General features: G+C 54.4%; 21 protein-coding genes. All 21 read right to left on the bottom strand.

Going from position 1 to position 25,178, the window contains the following annotated elements:
• Window positions 1-18: 18 nt before the first annotated feature.
• Window positions 19-1,143, bottom strand: coding sequence for a glycosyltransferase family 4 protein (locus ACUUL3_RS02295; protein WP_448554189.1), 1,125 nt, complete (start codon window positions 1,141-1,143; stop codon window positions 19-21).
• Window positions 1,144-1,256: 113 nt separating this feature from the next.
• The gene (locus ACUUL3_RS02290) at window positions 1,257-2,732 is read right to left on the bottom strand and encodes a lipopolysaccharide biosynthesis protein (RefSeq protein WP_448554187.1); all 1,476 of its coding nucleotides are present in this window, start codon (window positions 2,730-2,732) and stop codon (window positions 1,257-1,259) included.
• A 50-nt stretch (window positions 2,733-2,782) separates the two neighbouring features.
• On the bottom strand, window positions 2,783-4,867 hold the full coding sequence (locus tag ACUUL3_RS02285; RefSeq protein WP_448554185.1) for an NAD-dependent epimerase/dehydratase family protein: 2,085 nt from the start codon (window positions 4,865-4,867) through the stop codon (window positions 2,783-2,785).
• A 67-nt stretch (window positions 4,868-4,934) separates the two neighbouring features.
• Window positions 4,935-6,146, bottom strand: coding sequence for a glycosyltransferase family 2 protein (locus ACUUL3_RS02280; protein WP_448554184.1), 1,212 nt, complete (start codon window positions 6,144-6,146; stop codon window positions 4,935-4,937).
• 5 nt (window positions 6,147-6,151) lie between these two features.
• Window positions 6,152-7,483: an O-antigen ligase family protein gene (locus ACUUL3_RS02275; RefSeq protein WP_448554182.1), complete on the bottom strand. Its 1,332-nt coding sequence runs from the start codon at window positions 7,481-7,483 to the stop codon at window positions 6,152-6,154.
• Between the two features lie 62 nt (window positions 7,484-7,545).
• The gene (locus tag ACUUL3_RS02270; RefSeq protein ID WP_448554180.1) at window positions 7,546-8,541 is read right to left on the bottom strand and encodes a sulfotransferase; all 996 of its coding nucleotides are present in this window, start codon (window positions 8,539-8,541) and stop codon (window positions 7,546-7,548) included.
• A gap of 49 nt (window positions 8,542-8,590) precedes the next feature.
• The gene (locus tag ACUUL3_RS02265; protein WP_448554178.1) at window positions 8,591-9,736 is read right to left on the bottom strand and encodes a glycosyltransferase family 2 protein; all 1,146 of its coding nucleotides are present in this window, start codon (window positions 9,734-9,736) and stop codon (window positions 8,591-8,593) included.
• Window positions 9,736-10,863: a glycosyltransferase gene (locus ACUUL3_RS02260; protein WP_448554176.1), complete on the bottom strand. Its 1,128-nt coding sequence runs from the start codon at window positions 10,861-10,863 to the stop codon at window positions 9,736-9,738. The genes ACUUL3_RS02265 and ACUUL3_RS02260 overlap by 1 nt, the downstream gene beginning before the upstream one ends.
• A 71-nt stretch (window positions 10,864-10,934) precedes the next feature.
• Window positions 10,935-12,143, bottom strand: a complete 1,209-nt coding sequence (locus ACUUL3_RS02255; RefSeq protein ID WP_448554174.1) for a carboxylate--amine ligase — start codon at window positions 12,141-12,143, stop codon at window positions 10,935-10,937.
• A 4-nt stretch (window positions 12,144-12,147) separates the two neighbouring features.
• Window positions 12,148-13,335, bottom strand: a complete 1,188-nt coding sequence (locus ACUUL3_RS02250; protein WP_448554172.1) for an aminotransferase class V-fold PLP-dependent enzyme — start codon at window positions 13,333-13,335, stop codon at window positions 12,148-12,150.
• Window positions 13,332-14,375: a FemAB family XrtA/PEP-CTERM system-associated protein gene (locus ACUUL3_RS02245; protein ID WP_448554170.1), complete on the bottom strand. Its 1,044-nt coding sequence runs from the start codon at window positions 14,373-14,375 to the stop codon at window positions 13,332-13,334. Before ACUUL3_RS02245 ends, ACUUL3_RS02250 begins: the two co-directional genes overlap by 4 nt.
• A gap of 179 nt (window positions 14,376-14,554) precedes the next feature.
• A complete protein-coding gene (locus ACUUL3_RS02240; RefSeq protein ID WP_448554168.1) occupies window positions 14,555-15,358 on the bottom strand; it encodes an XrtA system polysaccharide deacetylase in 804 nt (267 codons plus the stop codon).
• A gap of 51 nt (window positions 15,359-15,409) precedes the next feature.
• Complete coding sequence (locus ACUUL3_RS02235) at window positions 15,410-16,258, bottom strand: exosortase/archaeosortase family protein (RefSeq protein ID WP_448554167.1); 849 nt, start codon at window positions 16,256-16,258, stop codon at window positions 15,410-15,412.
• Window positions 16,259-16,263: 5 nt separating this feature from the next.
• Window positions 16,264-16,953: an exosortase C-terminal domain/associated protein EpsI gene (locus ACUUL3_RS02230; RefSeq protein WP_448554165.1), complete on the bottom strand. Its 690-nt coding sequence runs from the start codon at window positions 16,951-16,953 to the stop codon at window positions 16,264-16,266.
• A 263-nt stretch (window positions 16,954-17,216) separates the two neighbouring features.
• On the bottom strand, window positions 17,217-18,245 hold the full coding sequence (locus tag ACUUL3_RS02225; RefSeq protein WP_448554163.1) for an SDR family oxidoreductase: 1,029 nt from the start codon (window positions 18,243-18,245) through the stop codon (window positions 17,217-17,219).
• Between the two features lie 327 nt (window positions 18,246-18,572).
• Window positions 18,573-19,271, bottom strand: a complete 699-nt coding sequence (locus tag ACUUL3_RS02220; protein WP_448554161.1) for a PEP-CTERM sorting domain-containing protein — start codon at window positions 19,269-19,271, stop codon at window positions 18,573-18,575.
• Entirely contained in the window at window positions 19,268-19,624 is a 357-nt protein-coding gene (locus ACUUL3_RS02215) for a hypothetical protein (protein WP_448554159.1), read from the bottom strand. Before ACUUL3_RS02215 ends, ACUUL3_RS02220 begins: the two co-directional genes overlap by 4 nt.
• A 250-nt stretch (window positions 19,625-19,874) precedes the next feature.
• Window positions 19,875-20,405 carry a hypothetical protein gene (locus ACUUL3_RS02210; protein ID WP_448554157.1) on the bottom strand — a complete coding sequence of 177 codons (531 nt, stop codon included), beginning with the start codon at window positions 20,403-20,405 and terminating at the stop codon, window positions 19,875-19,877.
• Between the two features lie 78 nt (window positions 20,406-20,483).
• A complete protein-coding gene (locus tag ACUUL3_RS02205; protein ID WP_448554155.1) occupies window positions 20,484-21,998 on the bottom strand; it encodes a sigma-54 interaction domain-containing protein in 1,515 nt (504 codons plus the stop codon).
• Window positions 21,999-22,101: 103 nt separating this feature from the next.
• Window positions 22,102-23,424 (bottom strand): nucleotide sugar dehydrogenase, encoded by a 1,323-nt coding sequence (locus tag ACUUL3_RS02200; protein ID WP_448554153.1) that lies wholly within the window; start codon window positions 23,422-23,424, stop codon window positions 22,102-22,104.
• A 339-nt stretch (window positions 23,425-23,763) separates the two neighbouring features.
• The gene (locus tag ACUUL3_RS02195; RefSeq protein ID WP_448554151.1) at window positions 23,764-25,146 is read right to left on the bottom strand and encodes a TIGR03013 family XrtA/PEP-CTERM system glycosyltransferase; all 1,383 of its coding nucleotides are present in this window, start codon (window positions 25,144-25,146) and stop codon (window positions 23,764-23,766) included.
• Between the last annotated feature and the right edge of the window lie 32 nt (window positions 25,147-25,178).

Raw genomic sequence — 25,178 nt, 5'->3', positions numbered from 1 at the left:
CCTGGCCCCAAAGCACATTCAATACTTCGCCATGATATTTTCATATAATTGCGCGTAGCGCTGTGCCGTTTTTTGCATGGAATAGAACTTCTCAACCATCTCTCTTCCGGACAAGCCCATGGCTGCGGAACGTTCCGGCTCACTCAACATGAGGCCTATCTTTTCAGCAAGGGATTCAGGGTTTTCCGGTGGGGCAAGAAAACCGTTATCCCCCTCTTTAACGACCTCTGGAATGCCGCCCACGTTTGTTGCCACCACAGGAAGCCCGGAAGCCATTGCCTCAAGCAGCACCATGGGTAACCCTTCCCTGCGGGAGGACAAAACAAACATGGCCGCATCTGGTAACAATTCATGCACATCCGTACGGTTGCCGAGCAGAAAAACATGTTGCCCAAGCCCCAGCTCCGAAATGCGCGCCTCAAGGCGGCCACGCAACTCCCCTTCGCCGACCAGGGCCAACGAAACATCAGCCCCCCCCTCGGCAATCAACTTTTTCATGGCATACAGCAGACACTCCTGATCCTTTGCCTCGGTAAGCCGGCCAACGCTGATCAGGAGCTTACCCGTGGCAGAAGCGGGAAGCAGTTCCACCAACCGTCCTCTGATATTGTCCGGACTAAATCGTTTTGTGTCAACGCCGTTCAGGACAACCTCGATGGCTTTTTCCGACAACCCGAGTTCGCTTACAAAGTACTGTTTAAGGTTATCCGAAACGGTGGTGAAATAATCCGCATCCTTCGCGGCCCTACGGCAACCATCTTGCAAACTGACGGATCTGGAGATGGAAAACTTGGCATGTTCTGTAAACACCACCCCTTTCACGCGGGAAAGTCGAACCCCCAAGGCAACCTTCATGTAGAGGGGGATGTGATGCACATGGAGAATATCTATTTTGAGCCTGTTCAAAACTGAAGAAACGATCAAGGATCTGAACAGCGAAGAAAACCGAGTCAGCTCAAAGCTGGAGGATGCAACACCCAAACTTGATAAAACCTCGGGCATGGCGCCGGTGGATTTGTACATGAAGAGCACCATGGGTTCGAAGCGGTTCCGGTCCAGATTGCTGCACACATTCGCGGCGACCATCTCCGATCCACCTATTTTCTTGGAATAAATAAGATGGGCAACGCGACACCTAGCCATAGACCCCCCATTTTTATACTGAGACTGCCCCCTATAACTGGTCTCAGAACACCCTATTTTCGCCTGTTGCAGCCATCTTGGAGACGGCTATCTCACAACCATTTCCCAAAGCCTTACTCGATACCTCCCACCTTCATCCTTTCGCGCATGGAACACCAAGCCCTCACAATCCGCTGAGGAATCCGTAGCGCATCGAAAAAACCCAACAAGTATAGGCTTAAAGGGAAACAAAGCAACAGCGAGGACTTAATAACAATATCCAGCAACAGATTCCCGGTGGAGACGCCGATCATTAACGCCATGCAGAGCAAGGCATGAGCCGAAAGAATAACAATCTTTTTTACCTCGTAGGCAATGGCAATATACCGGTGCGAGAGAAGAAGATTTCCCAAAAAAAGCAGCACAAATGAGACCAGCGTTGACAACGCTGCACCATAGGCGCCGTAATGTGGAATGAGCAAGAAATTGCCAAGCATGTTGGCGGCAAAGGCAAGAAAAACAATCCAAGCAGAGGTTGCGGTCTTGTGATGCACAAAGAGCCCGACGCTCACTACAGAGCTGAGAGCGAAAAAAACATAGGACCAGGCCACCATGGAAACAAGACTATAGGATTGCCAATATGCTGGGGCAGTCATTATCTGCACCGTTTCCTTGGCGAGCCCGGTGAGTGCCACAGCAACAAAAGATGTTAGAGCAAAAAGATAAGTAAAGATCTGGCCATATTTTTCAGCGGCATTGTGGTCATCGGCGAGAGTGATTCTTTTCGGCTGCCATATCAATAAAAAAGGCCCTAAAACAAGAATATTGACCAGCATGCCAAACTTGTAGCCGATAGCATAGAGACCGGTGGCCTCCAGGCCAACCATCCTCTGAAGAAAAAAACGGTCTGCGCTGTGCACCGCCGCCATGGCCACTGCAGAAGGCACCAGAGGAAGGGCGTAGCGAAACATCTTCCTCATGATTTCCAGATCGAAATGAAGTCCGACCTGCCTGAGAAATGGTGGCAACAGCCACAAGGTAATGCAGCCAAAAACAATTACATGGGCAATGAACATACCCCAAATGCCCATCCCGAAGCCGGCAACCAAGAGGACGCTCATCAAACCGATTCCAACCCGCTGAGACAACTCCCACAGAGAAAAACGACGGGACTCATCACGAACACGCATTTCCGTCATGATTACGGTAATAACCATGCCGAGCTGACCTTCGATTAAAGCAAGACGCAGCAGGTTTGCATGGCTCTGCATCCCGAGCAGTGAAGAAAAAGAATCGGCCCAGACATAGACAGGCAGGAGAAGAAGAGTAGGGACCGCCATCGTCACCAGCATGGCGCTGCCAAGCACACGCTGGCGCCCTTCCTCAGTTTCCTCTTTGACCCAAAACTTGTAGATGGCGACCGGAAGCTGGAAACTCAGAACCAGAGCAACCGCGTCCATGCTGATTCCGAGGATGCTCAGCTCACCATAGTCAGCAGGCGAGAGATAGGCGGTAAAAATTGGCAGCAGGACAATCTGCAGGGAGCGGGCCACCATTCTCCCCAGCCAGTAGATCATGGCATGATGGAAAAAACTTTTTTTCTCAGACACAGGTTTTGCTCAAAACAATGTTTCTTTGGTTATCAGGATAAGCTCTATGCTCATCCTCTTTTTTCTTTTTCACTATTAAGCAGAGCCGCAAATGCCTCCTGGACAGCAAGAGGAGGCTGCCAGCCCAGGTCATTCATGACCATTGATGGATCAAAAATTACCGGGTTCTGGGAAGACTTAAGCCGATAGCGGGTCAAAAACGGTTTGCGCTTAAGCAGCTGAAAAATCTTTTCCTGGCAGAAAACAATGAAATTGAGCAGGCTGTATGGGAAATAAAGAGTATGGGCATTGGGGTGAAGTTTCTTGACCAGCCGCTCCATATACTCCCTCTTCGTCACCTGTTCCGGATCAACCACGTTGTATGTTTTCCCGACACTCTGCTCCCGGCGCATGGCTGTAAGAATGACCGAGCAGAGATTATCGACATAGGTAAGCGGCAGCACAAAAGTGCCGTCACCGATCACCACATAGAGCTCAGCCAAGGAAAAACCCATCATGGGAGTGAAAACCTCACCGCCAGGACCATAAATCAATCCAGGTCGCAGGCACACGCAGGGGACGTCACCTGCCGCCATGGCTTGGCTCACAATCTTCTCCGCCTCCAGTTTATAGAGGGAATATGCCCCCCGCCGCTCGGGAAAACGTTCCAGAGAAGAATCTTCCGTAACCCTCTCTCCCGCTTTGTAGTCGGCAACCCCGAACACGCTGCAGGAACTGATGTATACCATTCTTTTTACGGCGGCATTACGGCAAAATTTCAGGATATTTTTTGTGCCCTGAATGGTGCTGATCTTGCCTTCCTCTTCACTGCCGCCAGTGTCGGCAGCCGCGTGAACCACATAGTCGACGCCGGAAAATGCCGGCTCCAGAGACTTCTCACAAGCCACGTCTCCATAGAATATCTCGGCACCGACCATGCGCAACTGTTCGATATTGGAAAGCTTTCGCACCAAGGCCCGAACCCGGTAGCCGTCTCGCAACAGCATCTTGACCAAGCGTTTTCCAAGGAACCCTGAAGCGCCTGTCACCAGCACTAAGGGACCACCGCCTTCTCCTTGGGAGATAATGGGATCAAAACATAAAGTCTTTTGGGTGATTTTGGGCCATATTGCATCCATGACCTCAATAACCTGCAAACCATCCTTCCGGCTGACCGGAATTTCACCACGACCTGCAATAGCATCATAAAACCCGTGGATGAGAGTTTGCATCCCCTGGTAAGGCCGCAATTTTTTCCGGGCAAAATTCCAGACATTGGCAACTGTGCCGCTAAAAAGCTGCCAACTTCCGGTCAGATTGTAGGTCGCCTTCTGGGCAGCCTTGGGAAGCGAACTGACCGGATATGTTGTGGTAGTCATTGTATTAAAATCCACGTTGATCATCATTCTGGTGCCGTGGATACGCACAAAGTGATGATGCGGCTTGGCCGCAAAGGAAAAGGTTAGATGCCCGAATGCCTTCTCCCCTTTGATCAATACTCTCAGCTCGTCAGATATATTCTGCGGGAATTCGTTGAAAGACTTTTCCATGACCTCGAGTTGCTCCACGTTTCCCAGAAAGGGAAGCATTACGTAGAGGGGATGCGGCATAAAATCGTGGAATACCCCTCCCGGCAGGGAGTAAAGCCATGGCAGCACATTAGGAGCTGGATATTTGCGAAAAACATCTGTACGGGTATTCATGCCGTAATGGCTTTCAACATGAATAATCCGGCCAACCTGGCCCGATTGCACCAACTCGCGAGCCTTGAGCATGCAGGGATCAAAAAAATGATTGTGCATGGCGCACAGCATGACCCCATTTTGTTCTGCCAGGTCGTAAAGCCCCCTGGCCTCTACGGCTGTCAACGCCAATGGCTTTTCAATGAGAACATGACATTTGGATTCAATGGCCTGTTTGGCAACTGCAAAATGAGTGGGGGGAGGGGTAATGATGTGCAGGACATCCGGCTTCTGTTCTCTGACAAGATCGGGAATATTCGTATAGGTATTCCTGATCCCGTGCCGGGCAGCACAAGCCTGGGCCTTTGCCTCGTCTTTGTCAACCACACCGACGATTTCCAGTCCCGGGTAACGCCTGGAAAAATTCACATGATAATCTGAGTTCAACCCGCAACCGATCAAGCCTGCTTTCATAAATCCCCCATTGGAGCCGAAATATGGCCCAAAAAACCTTATCCTTCCAGCTTTCTTGCCAACCAAACTACGATTGATGCCTCTTGGTGCGCACCCACTTTTTTCCTTTATACAGGCCGGTAAAAGTCAACAAATCAATGGTCGACTTCCACGCCAAAAAAACCGGAACATACAGGAGCGCGCAGAAGATCCTCCCGGGCGATCCTGCAATAAAAGCCCCGGCAATAAAAAGCAGAAACTGCCCAACCAGCAAAGCCACAGACAAAAAAACAAAGCCCCCCTGCCATGAGAAAGAAGAGGGCAGAAAGAACGAAAGGGTTACGGAAAGAATGGTCAGATTGACCAGTAATGAATAATTGGGGAAAATTAATGGAAAAGACGCATCAAAAATCTGCCAGCTTCTTTCACGGATGCCTTTCACAAAAAGCCTTACCCCAAGGGTCTTCGCGATAGCGAAGCGGCCGCTTGACCACCGCAACCTCTGGCTTGTCGCCTGATTCAAAGATTTCGACTCCTGATGAAACACCTTGGCTTTGACTGCAAAACCTATTTTAAGATTATCCTCGACCAACTGCGCGTAGTACTCCCAATCCTCCCCCTCAGAAAATGCTGTCCAGCCTTTCTTCCGCAACAACTCCGACTTAAAACATATGCCGTTACCCATAAGATAAGAGGATAAGCCGAGTTTCTGTTTTGCTTCATGGTAGAGCTGATTGCCTATGACTCTTGATACATAGAGCAACTGGGTGAACCAACTATCATCCCGGTTGCCCACCGCGTTGTAGCACTGGATGGCCTGCTCTCCCTGGTTGAGAAGTTTGCTCAACTCCCGCAGGATGGAGGCATCGACATAATTATCGGCATCGACGATAAACACCGCGTCATATTTGCCAAGATCGATCCTTTTTATCGCCCAATCCAGGGCCTGTCCTTTCCCGCCATGTTCGGGATCTTCTCTTTCCAAAACATGTACCGCAAACTGTCGGCAGATATCCGCAGTTTTATCATTACAGTTGTCGGCGATGATATAGATCTCGAACTTCTCCTGCGGATAATCAATTTCAAGAAGGCTTTGACAGAGAGTGCCGACCAGGAGTTCTTCATTATGGGCAGGGACAAGAATCGCGAAACGGTTAAGGGGGGCCTCGCTTCCGATCTCCTCTTTTTGCACAATAAAATACGCAACGGCCAATCCGAGCAGATAAACAGTTGCCAGCGTCAGATAGCCAAGTAAGAAAACGAGAAAAAGACTTAAGATAAAAACCACCAAAGCCGCCATCCTTATCAGCCTAACTCTATTTGAGAAGAGGGAACGTGGGTTGCAACTGAAATATGATGCAAGCCGTCCGAAATGAGTAGTAGAATCGGCACCATGAGGGAATACGCTTGGGAAAGAAAAAAGGCGGCAATCATGTATACAACAAGAGAGATACGACAACATCCCGCTAAAAGAACGAGTTGTTGCCGGTGAGGCTGCTGGCCAAATTGTCCGCGGGCATGGCTGCAATTACGCCAGATTGTCCGCAATAACAGCATAAACAAGATGAATCCAGGTAAACCCAATTCAAGTGCTGCTTGAAAATAAGAATTGTGGATGGCACGCCAACGCCCGTACTCTACGCCCATGGCATTACTGCTGTTGCTCACTCCAACCCCCGTCAAGGGATTTTCCAAAATCAACTGCGCAGCGGAAACCCAGAGGCTCAGACGCCCCACTCCCCCCTCTTCCACGCTTTCCACATTGTAATCCTCGCCGCTCAACACGGCCTGCCAGCGCTCCTTAACAGTGTCCGCCGCCGGGCTCATGAAAAAGACGATCACCATGGCAACCACAAAGACCCTATGCCACGTCTTCAAACCTTTCCCCGCAGTAAAAAAAAGTAAAAGCGAAGCAGTTCCTAAGGAAAGAAGACCACCGCGAGAGCCTGTACTCAGAATGCCAAGCACCAGGCAAACCAGCAGCCCTCCCCAAACGACCTTCCCTTTAAACTTCGCCGAGAGGAAGAGAAAAAAAGTAAACGGAAAGACAACGGCCATGATCATGGCGACATCGTTTGGGTCATAGGTTCCTCCCACACTGAGCCTGCCCAGATCTGCAGCCCGATAACGTACGGCAGATTCGGCAAAAAGCATCGCGTACACCAAGCATCCTGTTGCCAATACCAGAACAATCACAAACTTCCGGAGCCGATCCGGGGTTTTAACAGCAGGCAGCCAGAAGAGATAAAGCAATGTATTCACGAGGACAATGGTACGCCAACCCTCAAAAGCCATTCTTGGCCAGCTTGAAAAAACAATGACCAGGAACCCCAGCAAAAGGAACAATCGCATCATCTTTAGACCCGGAAAATCTGCTTGCTTCAACTCGTTAAAACCGCCTGAAGTAACAAAAGCAAAACAGGTGAGCACAATGCTGCTGAGGCCAAGTTTGAAACCAGCAAGTGCGGGAAAAAGCTCTCCGGGACGAGCCACAAAAATAAAGAGGGAGGCGCAGACACAGCAAAAGTAAAAAATATTGCCTCGAGTTACCTCCTGGGCAGATGCAAGTCCCATGTCTTGCATTTTTCCATTAGCCCTTGGGACACCGGCATATTCCTTCTGATGCTGTTTTTCCATTACAGTACTATCCAATCATGCAAAATTTCTTAAAGATACTTGGTCTACGCGTATTGTCAGGCTCATTCCACTGAACGCACCGGAGAAGATGAATAAAGCCGCTCGTAATCCGGTTCCGGTTCCTTGTCATAAAAATCAAGACCAAATGCTCTGACCACAGCGAGAATCCGCTGACTTTGCTCCGGGCTGAAATATCTTTGCCAGCCGGCGAGCGGATCTTTCCCTTTGGAAACTTGAGAAAAGGCGGCGGTGGTCATGCTTGGCTTAAAAAGCCTGGACCTTACTTCCGCAGGCAGAGGCAAATTCCAGACGTCAAACAGCTTCGCAAGTTCTTCCAATCCGTTGCGGACAAGCCGTTCATAACATACAAGGTGAAAGGGCAACGGAGGTGGCGCGAGCAAGGCCATATAATACTCCATGCACCAAGCGACCGCGATAAACTCTTCCACGGTCTCGAGCCCGTCGCACACACTTCGCAGGTGCGGGTGAAGCCGGAAAAATTCATGATCAGCCGGGGGTTTCTCCGGCCTCGCCCATCCTTTCTGGAGATAGGAGGCTATGGACGCGCAGGGGTGGCGGATGATCAGGGCAGGTGGCCGAATAGGAAAGGTATGCGCCAGCCACCCCAGCATCATATTGGCACGAACGAATTTGACTATCCATAACTTGGTATGCCGTGCCTGCGCCAAAGAAACATGGGACATGGTCCAGGAATTACGCACCTTACCGCTCAAGACGTCGCGGAGATACCTCTCTCCTTCCGGCCAGTCGGTTCCCTCATGTACGATGGTCTCCCACTTGAAACCGGCCTTTCTGGCCTCGGGCACCCGGCCGAGATGCAATGGTTCAAAGAGAATGGAGCTGCCGGGGATGCTGTTTACCAGTTCGGCGAGCCAGGTTGTTCCCGCCCGCGGGGCGCCGGTAATGACCAGGGTGTTGGACAGATCGTAATTCTTCTCTTCATACATTCTGAGGAGCAAAGGGACAAGGATCCCCCTCGACAGAAGCTCAAGCTGGGGCCTGAGTTTAAGCTTCGGGATTCTATGTAAGGTTTTCAACGCTTTTTCCCCCCGAAAACCGAATCCATATAGTTCATAAAGGATTTCTTCATCTTTCCACCTTTTCCCAAAGCGTCTGCTGCCTTAAAGAGAGAAACCTAAAAAAACCACGGAAGGCTGCCAAGTTGACCACGCAGAAGTAGTAAGGCAGATAGACAAGATGGTTCGTCCGCAATTCCTTTTTCAAAAAACCGAGAGCGGCCAGTAGATAAAAGAACAACTGGCCGACAAGCAGCAAGGCATAGAGAGAAGAATCAAGCAAAAACAGGTTGCTCGCGAAAAGCATGATGAGCAAAAATGGAGCCAGCCACCTGAGAATCTTGTGGGAGAAAAAGGCAAACCACATGCCCGCCTTGAAACTCCGGCCGGATTTCAGGAAATTCGCCAGATACTGGTAGCCGCCGGCCACGATCCTCGCCTTTCTCTTGAACTCGTTGGCCGCCGAGGGAATAACCTCTTCCACGGCCACGGCCTCTTTTTCGTAAACAATGCGCAAACCAGAGGCGGCGGCCTGCATGGAAAGGGTGAAATCATCCAAAATGGTATCAAGGGTCAAGGGGTTGAAGAGCGCGCGACGCATGGCGAACAAGGCGCCATCCACGCCGACCATGCTGTAAAGTCGCGCTTCCGCATACTGGACCGCGGCCTCATACCTCATGTAAAGCCCCTCCCCGGCCACCTCCTGCTCGCCACGGGCCCTGACCAGAACCCGGCCGCAGACAACGCCCACTTCCGGATCGCTGAAAGGCGCGAGCAGGGGTTGGCAGCTTGTCTCACCGACCATGACGTTGGCGTCCCCGAAGATAAGGATCTCGCCCTTGGCCTGGGCAACGGCGACATTCAGGGCATTCGCCTTGCCGGCCCTTGGCTGGTAGGTGATGATCCGCAACCGTTCCGATCTGCCGGCGAACTCTTCGAGGATGGCATTGGTTCCGTCAAGGGAGCCGTCCGAAACCATGAGAATTTCCGCATCGGCCCCGCCGAAGTCCAGGCTCAGGCAGTTCTCCGCCTTGTCCCGGATCACCTCTTCCTCGTTGTGGGCCGCGATGATCATGCTCACCGAACCCGAGAACGGCCCTGTCCGCCACGGCCTGGCGAGGAAGCGGGACAGGACGATGACGGCGAGGGGATAGCCGGCAAAGGTCCAGGCCAGAAGCAGCAAGGAAAGCCAGAGCAACAAAGAAAAAAAATCCATCACCTTCCTCCGGAAAGAACATCGCGGTAGATGGCCTGCAGCGTGGCCACTCTCGCCTCGACGCTGAACGCCTCCCGCACCCGGCGTCTGCCCCCCAGCACAAACCGTTGGGACAATTCACGGTCGGTGAGCACCTCGGCGAGGGCTTGCGCCAGCGGAGCGGGTTGCTCCGCTTCGACCAGGCGGCCGCTTACCCCGTCTTCGATGACCTCCGGCACGCCGCCCACCGCCGTGGCGACCACGGGCTTGCCCATGGCCATGGCTTCCAGGACCGCGTTGGGAATGCCCTCGGAGCGGGAAGGAAGCACCAGCACATCCGCCTCGGCCACGTAGTCTCCGGGTGTTTCCGAGTAACCGGCAAAATGGACCCTGCCGCCCAGCCCGAGCCGGGCGACCTGCGCCTCCAGGGCCGGGCGCTCCTGGCCGTCTCCCACCAGGAGCAGGTGGACATCCTTCACCTCGCGGACAAGAAGCACGAAGGCCTCAAGCAGGATGTCCATCCCCTTTTCCGGGCTGAACCGGCCCACCGAGACAACGATCCTGCCTGCCGCGGGCATGCCGAACAGCTCCCGCACCGGCCGTGGCTTTTCAGACCTGGGCATGGGATTATCAATATCCACCGCGTTGTGCAGCACCCGCACCCTTCTGGTGTCGCTTCCGCCCAGCACTTTCCGCCGCTGGGCCTCGGAGACGAGGACGGTGCGGTGCGCCCGGCGCTGGAGAATGCTGTCCACCAGATTGTAGAGGCGGACCTTGAAATTCTCGCTGGTGGTTCCGTGCATGAAGCAGACCCATTTCACCGGGCAGAGCAGCCGGGCGCAAAAACCCAGAAAGGTCGGCTTGAAGCCGTGGGTCTGCAGCACATCATACTTCTTGTCCCGGATTTCCCGCACGACCTGTCGGACCAGGGAAAGATAGGATCTGTTTTTCTGGACCAGAATTCCGTAAGGGATGCCCCGCTCCCGCACGGCATCGAGCAGAAGATTCTCCTTGGAGCCGTTGCATTGAAAATCATAGAGCCGGATCGCAAATCGGTCCGGATCCATGTTTTCGATCAACTGGAACACCCCTTTCACCGGGCCGGAAACATTATTGGCCGCAATGAGCAGCATAACCCTGACTGACATATATTCCACTCAACGTAAAAAATTCTCCGTCGCACAGGGGCCGTATCGCCGTGCCGGCCCTTGTGCCCCGGCTATTCCCAGACGCCTTCCAGTGAATCGCCGACCCGTTGCCGGGAAAATCTCCTCTGCAGGGCCTTGCGCATCGTGTAGGCGGCCCAGGCAAAAAAAGGCAGGGGATCATGCAGATCCATGTCATCCCGGTAGAGGTTCCAGTTGGAAATTGCGAAAAAATCCCGCAAAAATAGCCATTTATCCGGGCAATTCCCGAGCAGGGGCAGAAAGGCCCGCAAATCTCCGCCCAGCCAGCGGGATTTCACGCCCACGGCAAAATCGGTGACCGGCTCCACATCGCCGTCCATGGCTATCCGGGCAAGCAACCAGGGGAAATCGACCCCCGAGGCGATGGCCTGGGCCACGGAACCCCAGAACCGGGGATTGATGTCGACCAGATAGGGGATGCCGGTTGCCCGATCCACGACAAAATCGGCCTGGCACACCCCATGCCAGGCCAAGGCTTCCAGAAGCGTTTGGAGATTGTGTTCCGCCGCCTCGCTGCGCAGGCTCTGCCGCAGCACCGCCTGCCCGAAGCGGACCGGGTATTCCCGTAACTGCCTGTAGGCAACCTTGCCCCGCAAGGAGCCCTTGCAAAAAAGCATGGCCACGCAATGGGTTTCGCCGACAATTTTTTCCTGCACGAAAAACCGCTCCCAGGCACAACCGCAATAGGAGTCAGCGGCAAGGAGCCCGGCAAGGGCGTCTGCCGAAGCGGCTTCCTGGATGGCCCAGCCGCCGCCGCCCTGCTTGGGTTTGAGCAGAACAGGATAACGCAGTTCCCGGGCAAGGGACGGGTCCGCCACAAGGGCCGAGGCAGCGGCGGTACGCGGATGGGGAATACCGAGTTTCTCGGCCAGGGACTCCCATCGGTCTTTATTGTGGGCGGACAGGATCTGCTCGTAATCCGGCACGACCAGCTTGACGTGCCGGGAGAACTCCTCCTTGTGTTTGGCCACCAGAAAAGTTTCTTCGAGCACGGGGATCAAAAGATCGACGTGCAGTTCCTCTATCTTGCGCAGCAGACACCCCTTGAACCCCTCCGGATCGACAAAGGGAGACGGATAGACAAAACTGCCGCGGGCATACCGGGAGGCAAAGGACATTGCCCCGGAATCCCCCTCGGCCACATGGACAATACAGCCATGCTTCCCGAGGCTGCGGACAATGTTGTACGCCACCCGGCTCTTTCCCGAGGTCACGATCACGGAAGGCTTTTTAGGGGCCATATGCTCAACCGGCCTTGTCTGTTTTTTGATTCTTTGGAAGAGCGATCGCGGTCACCTGCTGAAAGTTTCCCTCAACCGCACGGATGATCATCTCCGCTGTTTTCCGCTCCACGGCCAGATGGGTCGGCAGGGTGATGAGCCGTTCGGCTATTTCCCGCGCCCCGGGCGTTCCGCCTGCCGCGCCCGCAAGCGCCTTCCCCAAGGCGGCCAGATCGCACAGGGCAAGGGGGTAGAGCCGTCTCACTCCATGGGCGGCCAGCAGGCCGGTATCGCTTTGATTCCGCACCAGAAGGGGATACCTTGTGTAGGCGGGAGTACGTTCCGCCCCTCCTGCCGCCTGCGCCTGGAAACGATCCTGATACAGCTTGCCGATCATAATCCGGTGCCTGTTCAGGCGGGCGAGTTCCGGCAGAACCGCCACTCCGATGCGCTGATACGCCCGGGGCATCGCTTCCACGGCAAAACCGGGGTCGTAAACCGTGCGGCCCAGCCCCAGGGGCAGTTTTTCCAGAATCCAGTATAACCTGGGCTTGATAAAAATCTGGACCAGAAAGGGCAACAAAAAATTCCCCATGCGCTGCCGGTCCAGGAAGGATTCCGGCCGCATGTTGTCCAGCTCGCCGGGGTCCTTTGCGATCATCGCCCCTCCGCTGCCGAGGGGCAGGGGCTTGCCGCGGCCAAAGCTGAACACGGTGAAGTCGGCGCCCGCCCCCGGATTCTCCGTCGGCTCCCCCAAGGCCTGGGCGGAATCGAGAACAACCGGAATCCCGTGCTCCCGGGCAATGGCGGCCAGCCCTTCGATATGGGAAGGAATCCCGAGAAGATGCTGGCCGACGACGGCCAGGGTCCGGGGGCCGATCTTCCGCCGCACATCCTCCAGGTCTGCCTGCAGAGTGCCGGGATCCAGATCATACAGGGCGACCCTGAGCCCGGCCTTCACCACCGCCGCGGCCACCGAATAACAGGTATAGCCCGGGATCAGAATTTCATCCCCACCGGCAACGGCCCGCTTGCGAAGGAAGCAAAACAGCAGGTAGAGCAGCGCCCTGGCGCTTTCCGCCACAAGACACCTCTTCACCTTGAGAAACTCGGCCAGCGCGTCGGCAAAATCGTCGTTTCCCGCAACGACTCCTCGCGCCATGGAAAAAAACGGCAGTTTCGCCTCAGCGGGCGGCAGGGCATGCCACATCATCTGTCTATATATTTCCTTACGGATGGACCCATGAAATTCGCGGCCGCAAGAGGCAAACGCCGCCAGACCTGCTCCAGCAGGCGCCTGGCCGTGCCGGCTTTCTCCACCCCGCCCCTCGGAAACCCCTGCCTGTACCAGTGGAGCGGCGCCGGTCGCGCTCCCCATTGCTTTTTGAACGCATAGGTCCCCTCATTGGGGGTCGAACGGCCAAAATCAAAAAATTCAAAGCCATTATCGCAGGCATACTCCAGGAAAGTCCAGTACAACAGCATATTCGGACTCAGCCTGTTGTACTCCCGCAGGGCCGATGCCCAGGGGATTGTCAGCAGTTTGCCGTGCGCCAGCACAATTCCGCCGGCCACGGCGATATCGTCCTTGTAAACCACGGCCGCTCTTGCTCTTCCGCCATAGGCGCCGAGCAGGGAGTGCAGCCACTTTTTCGAGTGCACGGGCGAGCCGAGATCCCGCATGTTTTGTGAAAAAACCGAATAGAAGTCCGGCAGCAACTCAGCATGGCCGGTACGGCAGAGCAGGCCGTCCTTGCCCGCTCTTTTCACCTGGCTGCGCAATTTTGATTTGAATCCGTCCCAGAGAAGCGCGGAAGAGGAAGGCAGCTCCATGAGCATGCGGCATTTGTCCGTTGCCTGGCCGAAGCGATCATCTTCCGCGACGACGGGTACGGGAGAAGAAGATCGTATTTCAAGCCCGGCGCCCAATTCCCCGGCAAGAGAAAGCGCACGTTCCACCAGCGCGGCGGCGCCTTCCCCATCGTCGGCAAAAAGCCCTCCATAGTCACAGAAAGGAAGAGAAACCAGACTCCCCCCGCATCCCGGCAGGGGAGGCTTTATCAGGAAAAGGGGCAGCACCCCTTTGATCCTGCCATGCTGGAAGGCGGCCAGATAATAGGCCGTGTGCCCGTAGCCGTTTTCCACCGCCTCCTTCCAGGCCAGGGACAGATAGGGCCCGGCATGGGGATTTTCCTGCACATATTGCTCCCAGGCAGGAGAATGGCCGGCGCTTATGGTTTTTATTTCCACCATGAAAAAACACGATTAGAGGATCAGAAGAGTTGGGGTTGCGCATGGCCCTGTTCTTTCCAGGAACCATCCCGCGCAGCCCTGCTGCCGTCGGCGGTACAGGGAGCCTCCGGCGGGAGCGATCCGGGCATCGAGCCCGGCGGCCCGCGGCATCACCCCCCGCAGGAGGACACGGTTTCCGCTCAGGAATCGGGCAACGGGACAAACTTGAAATCGCCTAAAAGTTGCCGGAATCGCCCCAGGGTTTTATCGAGATTGTTGTAATGCCGGAACTTCGAAAGCAGACTCGCCCTTTCAAACCGAGGTTGCTCCGGGTCGATTTCCCACGGATGCAGGTAAAAGACAAAGGGCTGGCATTCCTTGTCATTGATCTTTTTCAAGGCCATTTTCGTAAACCAATAGGGAAAGAGCCGAAAGTAACCGCCGCCGGCGACCGGAACCTTTTTCCCGAAAAAGATCGCGGTGGAGATGGGAAACTCGGTAATCCCCCGCTCGGGCAGCCGATAACGAAACCGTGGCGCGTCGGGGATGCCGTACCTGTCATGGTAAATGGGGAAGATGCTGGAATCGACCGTAAAGCCCGCCTCGGCGAGGATATCCAAAGCCCATATGGATTTTTTGGTGATGGAATAACTCGGAGCCCGGTACGCCGTCACCTTGCGCCCGGAAATGCTTTCCAGAATGTTTTTCGCCCGCAGCGTGTCCTCGCGAAACTCCTCCGGGCTCAAATCATATATGTTCCGGTGCCAGTAGCTGTGGCAACCGATCTGGTGCCCATCCGCCACAATCCGCCGGACAACCTCCGGATGTTTTTCCGCGATCCAGCCGACGACGAAAAAGGTCGCGCGCACCCCATGCGTTTGCAACAGCCGGAGAATCGGCTCCATATTTCTTTGCACGCGCTGGTCCATGCCCGGCCAGTCCGCCGTGGCAACAATGTCGCCAAAGGCCGCAACCTGGAAATAGTCCTCCACGTCAATGGTCAAATAATTCTCCATCACCAGCCTGTCGTGAAACTCCTTTCCCGCGCCGAGGCCCTATTTTTTCTCGCTTCCCAGCAACACATATGTTCCCCACAGCAGGACGAGGCCCACCACGAAAACCAGCATGCCAGAAAATTCATGGAGAAAACCCTGTGCCACTTTTTCGCCGTAGCGGCTGGCAAGCAGGGCGGTTGCCGTCAGCCTTACAATGTTGACGAAAACCGCGATCGGCACCGCGGAAAGAAAAAGGAGCCATTTCCGCCACGCGGAACATTGGGCGAACCAGGCGAGAGCGGCGCTCAAGGCGAACATGGTGGTGAGCGACCGCAGTCCGGAACATGCGTCAACCACTTCGAGGGAGGTCTGTGGCAGAACCAGGACATTGCCTTCCCGGTAAACCGAGACGCCGAACAGGCGGATGATGTCCTCGGTCAGCCCCGAAGAAAAAAGCTGCATGGGGAAGGCGATTTTGTTCCAGATGATGGCGGGGATGGGGATCATGAAAATGAGATAGGCGATGGGGACAAGCATTTTCTTGCCATATCCGGGCCCGAAAAGAAAAAGGGAAAGTCCCCAGAGAACCAGCAGCAAGGAAAACCGTTGCATGAAAAAGGTCGAGGCGATGCTTGCGGCAAGCAGGAGACCGAGGCCGAGCAGGATGAGCAGCCCCCCCCAATTGGCCGGCCGCAGGGGCTCTTCCCGAAGTTCCCGCCGCAGCGAAAAGATCATGTAGCCGCTGATCAGGGGAATGAAGTAGCCATGGGAAAAATTGTCGTTCACCGACCAGACGGCCGCCAGTTCCCGCAACACCGGAAAATAGAGGCCAATCAGCCCGGCAAGCAGAAGGGCCAGGCGGATCATCCCCTGGCTGAGCACTGTTTCCCCAAGAACTTTCTGACTCATCGGCTTCATCTCCCGGGAACGAACCGCTGCAGCTCGGCAAGAGTGAGCGCGGCAAAATCCCGGATGGCCGCCTCGGATTTGGCAAAATCGCCCCCCTCCGGCACATCGAGCATGATGCGGACAAAAGAGCCGTCGCTGCGCCTCATCAACAATGAATCAAGCACGCGGTATAATCTTTCCTTATATTCCGAGGGGATGATTCGTCCACGATTCTGATACCAGTACAAGACTATCTGCTGCTCGTTACGGTTGCGGATGACCATTTCCGTAACCTCGGCCGAACCGGCCCCTTTGGCCAGGGAAACCGTTTGGGGCTTGACCTCGGCGATACCCCATCCTGATCCGGGAAGACAGTTCTTGGGCGAATGGTAGCCCTTGGTATCGTTCACGAAATCGTAATAGGCGACATAGAGACGAACCGGCTTTCCTTTGCCGTCCGCATAGGTATAGCTGATATAGTCCGTCACCCCGAGCATCTCCACGACAGCGGCCGATGATTGCTGGGTGCCCTGCAGACGATAGGGGCCAAGGACGGCGGGGAAGTTGCTCAACGGCTGCAGGGCCGGAGTGGCGCCGATCCCGGAAACCCCTCGCAACAAAAGAAAAACCAGGGCAAAGGCCCCGAGAACAAGGGCAAGCCGAAGGGGGGAAATGGCGGGGAAACCGGCAGACTGCTTCTTTGTCAATATCTCCAAAGCATTACCTCTCTCCGTTGGTCCGGGGGAACGAATACGCCTTGCCTGCCGGCAACGGGTGCCAGGCAAATACTCCTCGCCGCGCCTCTCACCATGGGACCGACACCCTCAACAAGGGACATTCTCCAGGGCCGGCCCTGGACAAACTCCATTGACCGCCGCCAGGACTGGCTGTTGCGGAAGATCCCCGGAACAGCCGCCGAGACAGGAACCTGCCCAATCAGCGACAAGCGGACGCTCTCCCGGCAGGCAGCGGGACGGCATCAACCCTTGTATTTGACATACCAGTCCACGGTTTCCCGCAGGCCGCGCGAAACGTCGATCTCCGGCTCATAGCCGAGCAATCTGCCGGCCAGGGAAATATCGGCCAGGGAATGCCGTACGTCACCCTGGCGGGCAGGACCGTAGGTCGGCTCTACCGCATTGACTTCCGGCGCATAACGGCTGATCATCTCCCGGATCCTGGCGAAAAGCTCGTTCAGGGTCGTGCGCTGACCAAAGGCGACATTGTACACCTTGTTGACCGCCTCCCCATTCCGGCTGGTTGCGGCGAGAAAATTCGCCTGCACGACATTGTCGATGTAACAGAAATCCCGGCTGGTTTCGCCGTCCCCGTTGACAATGGGGCTTCTGCTCCGGCGCAATTCGTCAATCCATCTGGGAATCACCGCCGCATACGCCCCCTGGGGATCCTGCCGTTTCCCGAAAACATTAAAGTATCTGAGGCCGATGGTTTCCATGCCGTAGGTTTTCGCAAACACGTCGGCATAAAGCTCATTCACGTATTTAGTCACAGCATAGGGAGACAACGGGCGGCCGATCTGCTCTTCGACCTTGGGCAAGGCCGGATGATCGCCATAGGTCGATGACGACGCCGCATAGACAAATCTTTTGACTTTGCTTTCCCTGGCGGCGACGAGCATATGCACAAAGCCGTCGATGTTGGACTGGTTGGTGGTGATCGGATCCTCTATCGATCTCGGCACACTCCCCAGGGCCGCCTGATGGAGAACGTAGTCAACCCCGCCGCATGCGGCGCGGCATTCTTCGATATTGCGGATGTCGCCCCGCAGAAAGGAAAAAAGTTTCCAGCGTTCTTCGCCCACCTCCATCCGGACATTATCGAGATTCTCCTGCCTGCCGGTGGAAAAATTATCCAGGCCGATTACCCGTTGCCCCAGAAGGAGCAGATTTTCGAGAAGATTTGAGCCGATGAAGCCGGCAACACCTGTGACAAGCCATGTTTTCGGGTCGGCTTTCACCCTGTCCAACGCACTGTCTATCGCTTTCATCAACCCCTCGGAGCCAGGCACGACCATCCGAACCTGTGCCGCAAAAGTGTATTTCCCGGTGCCTCCATCCCCGCACCGCCGGAAGAATATTCCAAAAAGAACGCCGGTCCGAAACGCGCCACGCCTCGCTGCCCGCTTTACTTCCGGCCGGCAAGGCACTTTCTCAAGGTATCATGATCCCTGTTTTATTGTCCAGTTGCTTGTTGCAAAATCATGATGCACACGGGATGCGCTTAGCATAAAAAAAAGACCATTCCGCGATTTGTCGCGGAACAGCCTTTTTTTAGTAACAAACCTGACTCAAATTACCGCAGCGGAAACAGCTAACTACTTCTTGGCCGCCCTTCTCCGCCGTGCCGCGCCGGCAAGCCCGGCGAGTCCGGAACCCAAGAGCAGCATCGTGGCCGGCTCGGGAACCTCATTGTAAATCACGTCATTGCCGCAATACGGGGTATAGGCGATAATCGGCAACCCTTCCACGGCAATCCCCAGATTGGAGAAGTCATAGAACAGAATCCCGCCGGCATAGGTCGGAGCAAAGGAGCCATCAACCATGGCCAGGTCGTCGGAGACGATGCCGTTCACATGACCGTTTCTTCCCTCGCCGGGACCGACATAGGTGTAGTCATAGGCATCGGCCACGCTATAAAGCCCGACAGGGATGGGGCTTGTGAAGCCGGTGCCGGCAACGCCGTCATCAGCCCGGACCACGTATTCCCAGTCATGGAAGCCCGTATCGACATCGGTGTTGATGAAAAGCGTGTCATAGACAAGCCTGTCAGCCACCTGGATGGATACGGACTGCAGGAAGCCATTGTCCACCACGATGTCCATCCACTCAATGTGCGGCCCAGTACCAATCACATCAGCAGTGGCAAATGAGGCGGGTGCGCCGACCGGAAGCACATAGTCGGGGAATACTGCGACATCATCCGTCTTGTGGATTGTCAGTGCGGAGGCGCTCACCGCCGTCATGGCGCAGCCCAGCAGAGACAGGGCAAAAATTTTCGCGATCTTTTTTTTCATTGTTTTCCTCCCTCATGGAAAGAGTGTTTGAAGAAGAGACATGTGAGACTCACTTCAATCAACATCGGTGGCTCGAAGTCGATGAATAATAAGTCCATATACATTTTTCGTGCCACAAGCGAAGACTTCAGCCGCAAATCCCACAGAATCAACCTAACAATCTGTTTTCCAAATAAAAAAACACTCGCTTCGCCAGGAAAGTCGTCAACTCCTCCTTCTCGGCACCAGGGGGGAATCCGCATTTCCGGATTTGCCGGCAGACTCGGGACCACCATGGGCGGAACATGTAACACCCTATTTTCAAAGAAAAAAACAAGCAGCAACCATACACGGCGCTGCATGGCTGGCGTCATTACTTCTTCTCGCCAGCCCTTAATAAATAAAAATAAATAACAAAATCAAAGAATTACATAAATACGGAACCAGAAATACGTTTTTCCGGAATTACAGACTGGAATTTCCTGGACTCAAATGGGATGTAACCGCAGACAAGGAACCGGAGACGCCGGGAACAGGAATAAACAAAAAAGATGGAACAACAGGGATATACACGAAAGAAGCACGAACAATCAGGGCAAAGGCGCCGGGAACCGCGCCCGTGCTCTACAGATCAACCTGCAAGGCGATCAGGGCTCCGACGCAGGCATCCTCAAAAGCGAGACCCGCAACCCATTGCTCGTTTTTCCGCTCCTGGGTCTGCCAGCAGACATGCGCCATCCCGCGCAACTCAGGAACGATAAAATCCTTGGCAAAATGGATGAAGAGAGGGCTGTCTTCCGGCAGTTTTTTGTTGCTTTGCACCCGAATCCCGCCCTGCCCGTAGTTGACGGCGACGACGCTTGCGTCAAAGCCGTCATTCAGCGAAGCAACGGCGGCGCCATTGGCCTTTCTGATGGCAAGGGCGTATTTCCCGTCAAAACGGGCGAATCTCCTGCGGCCGGCATGCCCGGAAACACTGTTCTGCGAGCCGGCCTGCGCCCGTTCATACAGGGGGGATCCCTTGAGGAAATGCTTGCATTCAGGGAAAAAACGAGAAGAACAGAACACTACGATATGGTTTGCCGAAGGGACAAAAATCCCATTGGCGGTCAGGTTACATTCATGATTTTCGCGGCGAAAATAGGGGCAGGCCATGGTTTCTCCTCAAGGCGGTAGTTGCCATGCTTCGTTGGGATGCACTGCCGCATTGATTGTGCAAAAAGCGAGCCACGCCTATGCCTTTCGAAAACATTTCGGATCAATCCGATATTTCCGGAACCGCTCATACAGCACTGTTTTCCGCATGCCGAGCTTTTCGGACACATCCGCGGCCTTGCCGCCATATCGCTCCAGGGCCGCATGCAGGATTTTGACCTCGATCTCTTCCAGGCTGTCCTTGAGCGGTCGGGACAACATGTGGTTGTTGATATCAAAGGTGCCGTTATCATTCTGGACGGCTTTTTTCACTTCTCCGGTGGGGATATCGATATCCGTCGGCAGGACCGTCTTGTTTCTGCACAGAAGGACGGCGCGCTGGATGGTGTTTTCCAGCTCCCGAATGTTTCCGGGCCAATCATAGGTCAGCAGCTTGTCAATGGACTTGTCGGGAAGGAAATTCACCTCTTTTTTGAATGCACTCCGATATTTCTTCAAAAAATGGGTTACGAGCAGGACAATATCCTCCCGCCGCGCACGCAGCGGTACCAGCTTGAGATTGATCACATTCAGGCGGTAGAACAGATCCTCCCGGAATCTGCCCTGGCTGACCGCCTCCACCAGATCGGAATTGGTGGCGGCCACAACCCTTACATCAATGGCGATCGGCGCCACCCCGCCCACCCGGATAATCTCGCCATTCTGCAGAACCCGCAGCAGGGACGCCTGCATCTTCGGGCTTATGTCGCCAATCTCGTCGAGGAAAATCGTCCCGCCGTTGGCTATCTCGAATTTGCCTTTCCTGCTGGCGGCAGCGCCGGTGAAGGCGCCCTTTTCGTAGCCGAAAAGGTCGCTTTCGAGCAGACTTTCCGAAATCGCGGCGCAGTTGAATTTCAAAAATGGCCTTGTCGCCCGCTCGCTGTGCTTATGAACCAGATCGGCGACAAGCTCCTTGCCGGTGCCGGATTCCCCGGTGATGAGGATTGTCGCGCCTGTTCCCGCCACCTGATAGATCATTTCCCGCAACTCGCGCACCGGCTTGCTTTCGCCGATCATGGCATCGGGAGTGGTTAACCGTTCGACCTCTTTCTTGAGAGTCCCCACCTCCGCGTTCAATTGCTGGCAAACTTTTTCGCTTTCCTTCAGGGTGGTTATCTTGTCGTAGAGGACCTGTTCCAAATTTTTCTGGTACTTTTCCAGTTCCATTTGGTGCCGCTGCATATCCGACACGTCACGCATTTTGACCAGGAGCAGTTGCTCCTGCTTGTAGCCCTCAAGGGGAATGTGCGTACATTCAACATAAAAATTGTCGTTGATTTTCAAAATGCTCGGCTCGCCGCATTTCCGCCCGGCGACGGGACGACCGCCCTGGCAGGCACAGGCGCATGTTTCCGCGCCCAGGACGACTTCACGACAATTTCTGCCACAGATATTGCCGAATTGGCGCAAGGCCGCGGCATTCATCTTCTGGATGATGCAATTTTCGTCCACCACCAGAAACATCTCGGGAAGAAGGTCAAAAAAGGCCTGGTTGTTTCGGGAAAGCCTTTCCACCTCTTTCTGTGATTGCCTCAACAATGCATTGTCCGTCATGTCTCCTCCGCACATTGAATTTGCAATCTCTTCCCCATTGTATAGCAGTTCATCAGCAAATTTCTATCCGTTTATTCGACCGGACGCCTCCCGGGGCGGCAGGTCAGGCAAAGACGATTTTTTCATTGTTGCCGCCCGCGGAGTAGACATTCCTCGTATCGACGACCATCCGGGCGTGCCGCAGAATAAAGTCATAGTCATAGGCCGAATGGTCCGTGACGACTATAACACAATCCTCCTGCCGCAGGTTTTCCTCGGTCAGGGGAACGCTTTGCAGGCCGTAGGCATGCTGGCGTCCGGGCTTGAGTGAGGGGATATGGGGGTCATTATACTTCACAGCGGCCCCTCTTTTTGTTAAAATTTCAACAAGTTTAAAAAACGGAGACTCCCGGGGGTCATCGACGTCCTTCTTGTATGCGGCCCCCAACAGCAGAATCCCGGCCCCCTTGAGAGTTTTTCCGCGATCATTCAGGCCTTCCATGGTTCTTTCCACGACATAGTAAGGCATGGAGGTGTTCACTTCCCCGGCAAGCTCGATGAATTTGGTCTGAAAATCGTATTCCCTGGCTTTTGAGGTGAGGTAAAACGGATCAATGGGTATACAGTGCCCACCCAGGCCGGGGCCCGGATAAAAAGGCATGTACCCGAACGGCTTGGAACTGGCCGCCTGAATAACCTCCCAGACATTGATCCCCATCCGGTGGCACAGCACCTTCAATTCGTTGACCAGGGCAATATTGACGCTTCTGAAAATATTCTCCAGCAGCTTGGTCAGTTCGGCGACCTGGGTCGACGAAACGGCGATGACCCGGGCCAGGGCTTTTTCGTAAAGCTGCTTCGCAAGGGAGGTGGAGTGCTCTTCCACCCCGCCCACCACCTTGGGTATGTTGGCGGTGGAAAATTTCGGGTTGCCCGGATCTTCGCGCTCAGGAGAGTAAGCAAGGAAAAAGTCCTTCCCCACCTGCAACCCCTTCGCCTCAAAGGCAGGTTGCAATACCTCCACGGTTGTTCCCGGATAGGTCGTGCTCTCCAAAACGATCAGCTGCCCCGGACGCAATGTTTTTGCAATGGCCTTTGCCGTCGATTCGATATACTGCAGGTCCGGCTCCCTGTTTTTGGTGAGAGGGGTGGGTACGCAGATCAGAATCGCGTCCGGCTCATGCAGCCGGGCAAAATCAGTGGTAACTTCAAATTGCTTCTTGGCGATAAAGGCATGGGTCTCGTCGGCGGGAATATGTTTGATGTAACTTTTTCCGGCATGGAGCTGTTCGATTTTTTTTTCATCCAGATCAAAACCGATTACGGAAACGCCCTTTCGCAAAAAGGTAAGACACAAAGGCAGGCCGACATAGCCAAGGCCGACCACGCCAAGGACAAAGCGATTTTCTTCGATTTTCTTCCCCAATTCCTGTGCAATAGAACCCATTGTCTCACCACGAGTTGATTTGTTGGCCCAAATTAATAATTATATCACAAAAAAAATAACCGCCGATATAGGGAGCGGAATGTATTTTGCCACCCGGAGGCACCCCTCCTCCGGTATACTTTCCGACATCGTCTCCGCGTCGCCTTACCCGTCCCAAGGGGGAACAGAACCGGCCCTGCAGAACGCAACACCAAAAAAGGCCGAAAGAAGTCGGTGCGGGCTGGCGCCCGGGTTGGGAGACAGGCGGAAAGACCTCATGCAAAAAACGCCATTCGCAAAGAAACCGGCCCGGATCCCAGGCCGGCCGCCGAAAACCACGGGGATTTCTCATCCCGGCCGTTAGCGGGAACCCTTGCGAAACAGAACCACCTTCACCGTCTGGAAGATAGTCCAGAGATCCATGCCAATGGAAAGATTCTTGATGTAGTAGAGATCATATTCCAGTTTGCGCAACGCATCTTCTTCCGACGCCCCATAGGGGTAATAAACCTGCGCCCAGCCAGTGATTCCCGGTTTGACCACATGCCTGATCGAGTAATAGGGGATTTTCTCTTCGAGATCCTTCACGAAAAAAAGTCTTTCCGGCCTCGGCCCGACAAAACTCATGTCTCCCATCAGGACGTTGAGCATCTGCGGAATCTCATCGATGCGGAGTTTGCGCATGATTTCGCCATACCGCGTCACCCGGCTATCGTTTTGCTGCGCCCAGACGGGGCCGTCTTTTTCCGCATCATTGCGCATGGAGCGGAATTTTATCACCTTGAACAAGACGCCCCTTTCCCCAACCCTTTCCTGACAGTAAAAAACGGGTCCGGGCGACTCCAGCTTGATAATCAGGGCACTGACCAGAAAAATGGGCAGGGAAAAAAGCAACCCCACAGAAGAGGCGCAGATATCCAGTGCCCTCTTCACGAATCTGGTCAGGCGACCGACATGAAACCCGTCGGAAAAGAGAAGCCAGGAAGGGTTGACTTTTTCCACCGGCATCCTGGCGGCGATCTCTTCATAAAACCCTACGCCATCAACAATATCAATTCCCATGAATTTGTAACGGATAAGCTCATTCATGGGCAATTGCCCCCTGCGTTCATCCGGGGCCAGCACAATCTTCTCCACGGTTCTGGCGACACAGAGAGGAAGAAGGCTCTTGGCATCGGCAAACACCGGCGCGCCATTGGACATCTTTTCCGGCGGAGCCTTGCCGACAAAGGCAACAATCTTGAAGCCGGAGTCCTTTTTCCCCTCGATGGCCGCCACTATCTTCGCGGCGAGCTCCCCGGTCCCCAATATGGCGATGGGCTGGGTGAACATCTTTCTTTCCAGCATTCCGAAATAAAAAAAACGCCAGACACAGATTGCCAGACACACGGCAAGAAAGCCGGCCCAAAAGACCTTGGTGGAGATAATCAACAACGGGAAGAGAAAATAGAGAAAGGAAAGAGCAATGCAGCCAAAACCAAAGGCCTGCAAAATTCTCGTCAGACTGTCGGACAGACTCGGGATGATGCTGAGGTCGTAGAGATCAAAGTAATAAAGACAAACCTGGAAGGCGAGGGTAACAACCATGGCGCGAAAACAATAGAGCGCCAGTTCGCTTTCCACCTGCGCCGCTCCGGCCCCCAAATAGTTCACCGAGGCAATGGTCAGAAAAATTATCGCCCCCTCTCCCAAAACAAAAATCACGTTTCGGAGCGGGTAATATTTTTTCAGGATATAGGGCATTTCAACTCACCACAGGACTTTCGCGTTGCTTG

Source organism: Thiovibrio sp. JS02, from assembly GCF_053485635.1.
Note: the sequence above shows the minus strand (reverse complement) of the source record. Positions and strands in the feature narration are given on the sequence as shown.